General features: G+C 68.7%; 4 protein-coding genes. 3 read left to right on the top strand and 1 reads right to left on the bottom strand.

The annotated features are described in order from the left end of the window. The coding region (gene panB, locus ABIR74_RS08610) for a 3-methyl-2-oxobutanoate hydroxymethyltransferase (RefSeq protein WP_348177078.1) at nucleotides 1-689 on the top strand (689 nt) is incomplete at its 5' end. 55 nt (nucleotides 690-744) lie between these two features. On the opposite strand, the gene ABIR74_RS08605 is transcribed toward panB, so the two are convergent. Then, nucleotides 745-1,437, bottom strand: a complete 693-nt coding sequence (locus tag ABIR74_RS08605) for a Yip1 family protein (protein WP_348177076.1) — start codon at nucleotides 1,435-1,437, stop codon at nucleotides 745-747. Nucleotides 1,438-1,636: 199 nt separating this feature from the next. On the opposite strand from ABIR74_RS08605, the gene ABIR74_RS08600 reads away from it, so the two are divergent. Beyond that, nucleotides 1,637-5,158: an AAA family ATPase gene (locus ABIR74_RS08600; RefSeq protein ID WP_348177074.1), complete on the top strand. Its 3,522-nt coding sequence runs from the start codon at nucleotides 1,637-1,639 to the stop codon at nucleotides 5,156-5,158. A gap of 72 nt (nucleotides 5,159-5,230) precedes the next feature. Further along, on the top strand, nucleotides 5,231-5,618 hold a 388-nt coding region (locus ABIR74_RS08595), incomplete at its 3' end, for an NUDIX domain-containing protein (protein WP_348177071.1).

Genomic DNA, 5,618 nt, shown 5'->3' with positions numbered 1-5,618 from the left:
TCGTGCTGACGCGCGCTGTCACGCGCGGCGCCAACCGTCCGTTGATCGTGGCCGACATGCCGTTCGGCTCCTTCCAGATTTCGGATGAGCTCGCCGTCACGAATGCGATCCGCTTCGTCAAGGATGCCGGTGCCGATGCCGTGAAGATCGAAGGAGCCGGAACCATGCTCTCCCGTGTGCGCGCGATCGTCGGCGCGGGCGTGCCGGTGATGGGTCACATTGGCTTGACGCCGCAATCGGCCACGGCTCTCGGTGGCTTCAAGGCACAAGGGCGCACGGCCGCCAAGGCAGCCGAGCTCGTGCGCGACGCGCTCGCGCTCGAAGCGGCGGGATGCTTCTCGCTCGTACTCGAGGCCGTTCCTTCCCCCGTTGCCGCAAAGATCACAGAGCTCCTCTCGATCCCGACGATCGGGATCGGCGCGGGCCCGGACGTCGACGGACAGGTCCTCGTCTGGCACGATCTCCTCGGTCTCTACAACGGCCATGCGCCGAGGTTCGTGAAGCAGTACGCGAACCTCTCGACCGAAATCCAGCGTGCTGTGGAGGCGTACATCGGCGACGTGCGCGAACGCCGCTTCCCGGAAGAGGTGCACACTTACGGGATGCCTGCCAACGAGCTCGCCGCGTTCGAGGGTGAGCTGACGAGCGCCGCCGCAAAGGCACCGCATTCCGCTCCGCTGCCTGGCTGAAACCAGGCAGCAACCAACGCTTGCGCCTGGCTTCACCCAGGCGCCGGAACGGGCCTCAGAGCGCCGAGGGAACGACAGCGACCGCCGCCACCATCACAGCTGAGAGCGCCATCGCACCGACAACCCCGCGCCACGGCAACTCGAACGTCGTCCGCAGGCCGAGCGCGAGCAGCCCGAGCGACCAGAGTGCGAGAGCGAGGCCGATAGAGAGGACGACGGCGCGCCCTGCGCCATCATCGGCCCCGCCCGTCCTGAACCAATCGGTGCCGAAGACGAGCGCGATCGCGGGCAACGTGACGAGGATCGAAAGTGCGAACGGCAGGGCCGAGAACGCCACGACCTGCCTCGCGGGGCGCGCAGCCGTGTCGACACCCACGCCGCGGGCGCCGAGCCAGACGACGAATCCGAGCAGGAAGTAGCCGAAGGCCCCGTACAGCAGCCCGCCGATGAAGGTGACGACGGCGAGCACGAGCCAGTCGAGTGACTCCTCGTCGAGGAGCGTCCCCCACGCCGGCGTGAGCAACATCGCCGCCATTCCGGCGACGATGACGATTCCGAGAATCGGCTCGGAGCGAGCGTCAACGTCCTTCTCGTCGTCTTCCCGGAGCGCGACGAAGACCTCCCTGGGGCGCTTCACGAGGAGTGGCAGAACGCGCCACCACATCCGGACATGCGCCTGTGCGTCATCGGAGGTGCTGTGCGCCTCGGCGTCGGCGATCGCCCCCGGCTTTGACGGCATCTCGGTCATAGGTCGAGCCTACCGCCCCGGAGGCTACGCTCGGCGAGGACGAGAGTGTCGATTCCGATCGTGGCGGACGCTTCCCCACGGAGACCACGACCGTCGCCGTCAACTCTGTCGCATGGCAGCGCATTGGGTTTACCTCAGTTGCTGTCGTGCCACTCCGAGACCTTCCCCGTTCGGTCGTCCTGCGAGTTAGAGTCGGCCCATGCACTGCAAATCGTGCGCGACGGAGAACGCGGTCGGCGCGAAGTTCTGCTCCGAGTGCGGGATGACGCTTGCCCGAATGTGCCCGTCGTGCTCCGCGCACCTCGCGGACGGAGCCAAGTTCTGCTCCGAGTGCGGGGCTGTGACCAGCTCAAGCAGCCCCACTTCGCACGCGCGACCTCAGGGGACGCCACGACAGGAGGCGGTCTCGGAACGTCGCCTCGTCTCCGTCCTCTTCGCCGACCTCGTCGGGTTCACCGCCGCCTCGGAGGGCCGCGACGCCGAGGACACCCGCGAGCTCCTGACCCGCTACTTCGATACCTGCCGCACGATCATCGAGCGCTACGGCGGGACGGTGGAGAAGTTCATCGGTGATGCCGTGATGGCCGTCTGGGGCGCGCCGGTCGCGAACGAGGACGACGCCGAGCGCGCCGTCCGCGCGGCGCTCGAGCTGATCGATGCCGTCCCAGGACTCGACCCTGCGCTCCGGGCAAGGGCTGGAGTGCTGACGGGCGAAGCGGCAGTGACCCTGGGTGCCACCGACCAGGGCATGGTCGCCGGCGACCTCGTCAACACCGCGTCTCGGATCCAGTCCGCAGCCGAGCCCGGAACCGTCCTCGTCGGCGAGACGACGCGACGTGCCTCCGAGGCAGCGATCGCCTTCGCCGACGCCGGGGCACACGCACTCAAGGGCAAAGCCGAGCAGGTTCAGCTCTCCCGCGCGATCCGGGTCTCGGCTCAGCGTCGCGGCGAAGGTCGAGCCGTGGGCCTCGAGGCGCCGTTCGTCGGTCGGGCAGGGGAGCTACGCCTCGTAAAGGACCTCTTCAACGCATCGGTCGACCAGTCCCGAGCGCGGCTCGTATCGGTGATCGGTGTCGCCGGGATCGGAAAGTCGCGCCTCTCGTGGGAGTTCGAGAAGTACATCGATGGGGTGGCCGCGGATGTCTGGTGGCACCGAGGCCGTTGCCTCTCGTACGGGGAGGGCGTGGCCTTCTGGGCGCTGTCGGAGATGGTGCGCGGCCGGGCGAAGATTCTCGAAGACGAGGACGCGCACACGTCGATCTCGAAACTACGCGCCGTCCTCGAGGTGGAGGTGGTCGACGCCGAGGAGCGCGCCTGGATCGAGCCGCGCCTCCTGCATCTCCTCGGTCTTGCCGAGCGAACCGCTGCCGATCGGGAAGACCTCTTCTCGGCGTGGCGACGGTTCTTCGAGCTCCTGGCCGAGCAGGGCCCGCTCGTCATGGTCTTCGAGGACATCCACTGGGCCGACGAGGGCCTCGTCGCGTTCATCGAGTATCTCCTCGACTGGGGTCGCCACCACCCGATCTTCGTGCTGACGCTGGCCCGGCCCGAAGTCGCCGACCGGCATCCAGGCTTCCCCGGCTCCAACCGAAGCGCCGCAACCCTCCCGCTCGAGCCGCTCGCCGACGAGGCGATGGACGAACTCCTCACCGGACTCGTCCCGGGGATCCCGGATGACGTCCGGCGGCGGCTCCGCGATGCTGCCGACGGGATCCCGTTGTACGCAGTGGAGACGGTGCGGATGTTGCGCGATCGCGGCGTGCTCGAGCAGGTCGGTGACGACGTGCTCGTGACCGGGGACCTGAGCACGTTCGAGGTGCCCGAGACGCTGCACGCACTCATCGCCTCGCGGCTCGACGGCGTTCCGGAGGAGGAGCGCAAGCTCCTCCAGGACGCATCCGTCCTCGGCAAGACGTTCACGGCGCGCGGGCTGGCCTCGCTCTCGGGGCTTGATCAGGAAGCCGTCGATCGTCTTGTCGCGAGCCTGGTGCGGAAGGAGCTGCTCGCCGTCGAGACCGACCCGTTTTCGCCGGAGCGCGGGCAGCTCGGGTTCCTCCAGGCGCTCGTCCAACGGGTCACCTACGAAACGATCGCCCGCCGCGACCGGCGCGCCCGCCATCTCGCAGTCGCCGGTTACCTCGCAACGGATGCCGGGATCGATCCCGACGAGATCGCCGAGGTGATCGCCACCCACTACCTCGACGCCCACGAGGCGGACGAGAACGCAGCCGATGCCGCAGACGTGCGCGCCGAGGCACGGCGTTGGTTCACGCGCGCGGCCGACCGCGCCGCATCCCTCGCCGCCTCGCTCGAGGCACAGAGGGCATTCGAGCGTGCAGCCGACCTGACAGACGAGGGTGTCGAGCGCGGACACTCTCTCGCCCGCGCAGGAGAGCTGGCTCTGATGGGGGGCCGGATGGAAGAGGCCGAGCCCCTGCTCGAGGAGGCTATCTCGATCCTCGAGGCGGCCAACCGGCGAGGAGAAGCAGCCGGTGCCCAGGCGCGGTTGGGCGAAGTCCTCTTCGTGACCGGACGCATCGAAGGCGCGGTCGCGCAACTGGAGCAGGCGCTGACGTCGCATGAGGCCGCGGGCGACGAGGCGGCGATCGCAACCGTCTCGGCTCAGCTGGGCCGATTCCTGTTCTTCGAGGGGCGCGGCGACGATGCGATGCCGCACGTCGAACGCGCGCTCGAGCTGAGCGAGCGCCTCCGGCTCACGGATGTCGTGGTCGAAGCGCTCATCAACAAGGCGCTCGTGCTTCGATTCCGACCGAACGAGAGCCTGGGACTGATGCGGCAGGCCCTCCTCCTGGCCGAAGAGGCGAACGTTCCCCGGGGTGCGCTGCGCGCCTGCATGAACCTCAGCTACCTCCTCGCGCTCGCCGGGAAGGCCGCCGAGGCCGACGCCGTGATCGAACGGGGGATTGCCCTGGCCCGGCGTCGCGGCGACCGCGTCTGGGAGCGGTCCCTGATGACAAACCTGATCAGCACCTACTTCGTCTCGGGCCGCTGGGACGAGGTCGAGCGGGCCGTGGCGGAGATCCCGGAGGAAGGACGGCTCGCATCCGACCCGGTGCAGGCATCGACGATGCTCGATCTTGCGCAAATGGCCCTCTATCGCGGCGCGCTCGACCGGGTCATAGAGCTAGCAACCGAGTATGCGTCCTGGGGCGAGACCGCTAATACTCAGGCGGCCGTAGTGCGCGTCTGGGCCTGCGTGCTGGTTGCGCAGGCCGAGCGAAGGCACGACGACGCGTTGTCCGAGTGCCTCGACGCGCTTCGAGGCGAGGCCCACAACGCCGACCCCATCGCCGTCGAGGTGTTGCTCCAGCTCGGCTGCGAGTCCGCAGCGCTCGTGGGCGATGCCGATGCGCTCGGGGCGCTCCTTTCGGCGGCCGCCGCAGCGCCGATCGACCGCTCGCCGTCACTCGAGGCACACACGAAGCTGCACGAAGCCAGGCTCGCCGTCCTCCGCGGCGAGGACGAGCCCTGCTTCGAGGACGCTGTCGCCGCGCTGCGAGAGGTCGGGGAGGTGTTCTGGGTTGGAACTGCGCTCCTCGAGCAGGCAGAGTGGCTTGCGGGGCGCGAGCATTGGGACGAGATCGCGCCGCTCCTTGCCGAGGGCCGTGAGGTGTTCGAGCGGCTGCGCGCGCAGCCGCGGCTGGAGCGGCTCGAGGCGATTCAGGCGGCGAGGTCGACGTCTGCCTCCTCGAGCGCGTAGGACACGGGTGCGCAGCGGTCGCAAGGAACACGCGTCTCTCCGTGCTCGCGTAGGGGAACAGACGGCACCAGCATGATCCCGTTTACTCTCGCACTCCGCGATCAGCTCGCGGCAAATCTGACCCGACATTCCCGCCGCGAGCACCCGCTTGAGGGGCTACGCCACGCAGCAGTCGCGATCGTCGTCGTCGACAGCGACGCCGAGCGCGACGGTCACGATCCCTCCCCCATCGATCCGTACTACTTCGACGACGTCGAGTCCGACGTGTCAGGCCTCGACGGTCGAATGACGGGGGTCGCCGGCGGTGCAGCGTTCCTGTTGTGTCGTCGAGCCGCGAAGCTCAGAGCGCACGCGGGACAGTGGGCGCTCCCTGGCGGCCGCTGCGACGACGACGAGTCCGCGGCGCAGGCCGCGCTACGCGAGCTTCACGAGGAGCTCGGGCTGGTGCTCGGCGAAGACT

The sequence above is a fragment of the Gaiella sp. genome (assembly GCF_039915195.1).
Lineage (GTDB): Bacteria > Actinomycetota > Thermoleophilia > Gaiellales > Gaiellaceae > Gaiella.
This window is presented reverse-complemented; position numbering and strand designations above follow the sequence as displayed.

What these genes read in the sequence shown, in the direction of transcription:
- ABIR74_RS08605 (WP_348177076.1), bottom strand. Translation starts at nt 1,437, where the DNA reads ATGACCGAGATGCCGTCAAAGCCGGGGGCGATCGCCGACGCCGAGGCG.
- ABIR74_RS08600 (WP_348177074.1), top strand. Translation starts at nt 1,637, where the DNA reads ATGCACTGCAAATCGTGCGCGACGGAGAACGCGGTCGGCGCGAAGTTC.